The 1,109-nt window shown below is 72.5% G+C and carries 2 protein-coding genes; both read left to right on the forward strand.

Features of this window, described 5'->3' with window-relative positions; all coding sequences use genetic code 11:
- Positions 1-498: molybdopterin dinucleotide binding domain-containing protein (locus EF903_RS32815; RefSeq protein ID WP_312845989.1), on the forward strand; the 498-nt coding region annotated here is incomplete at its 5' end.
- Between the two features lie 23 nt (positions 499-521).
- A complete protein-coding gene (locus EF903_RS32820; RefSeq protein WP_125548563.1) occupies positions 522-977 on the forward strand; it encodes a PaaI family thioesterase in 456 nt (151 codons plus the stop codon).
- Positions 978-1,109 lie beyond the last annotated feature (132 nt).

The following is a 1,109-nucleotide window of genomic DNA, read 5'->3' on the forward strand; positions in this document are numbered from 1 at the left end:
CCCCACGCCCCGCGCGACGAGCGCCGCTTCCCCACCGCCACCGGGAAGGCCAACTTCACCGCCGCGCCCGTCGAGTACCCGCGCGTCCCCGAAGGCCGCCTGCTGCTGCAGACCCTGCGCAGCCACGACCAGTACAACACCACCGTCTACGGCCTGGACGACCGCTACCGCGGCATCACGGGTGGCCGCCGCGTCGTCCTCGTCCACCCCGAGGACGCCGCCGCGCTCGGCCTCGCCGACGGCTCCTACACCGACCTCGTCAGCGAGTGGAAGGACGGCGTCGAGCGGCGCGCGCCCGGCTTCCGCGTCGTGCACTACCCGACCGCGCGCGGCTGCGCGGCCGCCTACTACCCCGAGACGAACGTCCTCGTCCCCCTCGACTCCACCGCCGACACCAGCAACACCCCCGCCAGCAAGTCCGTCGTCGTCCGCTTCGAACCGGCCCCGGAGCAAGCGCTCGCTCAGCAGCCTGATAGGAAGGGCGTTAACGAGCGTTGACACCCGCAGAACGGAGACGGCCCATGGGCGAGCAGCACGCGGTGAAGTTCCCGCAGGAGGTCCTCGACGAGTACGCCGCCCTCGGCATCGACCTGCCGGCGCTGTTCTCGGCCGGACACCTCGGCGAGCGGATGGACATCCGCGTGCTGGAGGCCTCCGCCGAGCGCGTCGTCGGCACCATGCCGGTCGAGGGGAACACCCAGCCGTACGGGCTCCTCCACGGAGGGGCCTCCGCGGTCCTCGCCGAGACGCTCGGCTCCGTCGGGGCGATGCTGCACGGCGGCATCGGGAAGATCGCCGTCGGCGTCGACCTGAACTGCACCCACCACCGCGGGGTGCGCTCCGGACTCGTCACCGGCGTCGCCACGCCGGTCCACCGCGGCCGCTCCACGGCCACGTACGAGATCGTGATCAGCGACGAGCAGGACCGCCGCGTCTGCAGCGCCCGACTCACCTGCCTCCTCCGCGACGCGGACTGACCACCCCGCCGGTCCGGGGCACCGCCGCCCCGGCCGTCTCCTACGCACCTCTGCGAGCCCACGCGACTGCAGCGAGGGACGCATGCCGGCGCCTTCGAGCAGACAAAACTGTAAAGAGGTGGGTCAGGCCTC

Source organism: Streptomyces sp. WAC05292 (assembly GCF_003949955.1).
GTDB classification, from domain to species: domain Bacteria; phylum Actinomycetota; class Actinomycetes; order Streptomycetales; family Streptomycetaceae; genus Streptomyces; species Streptomyces globosus.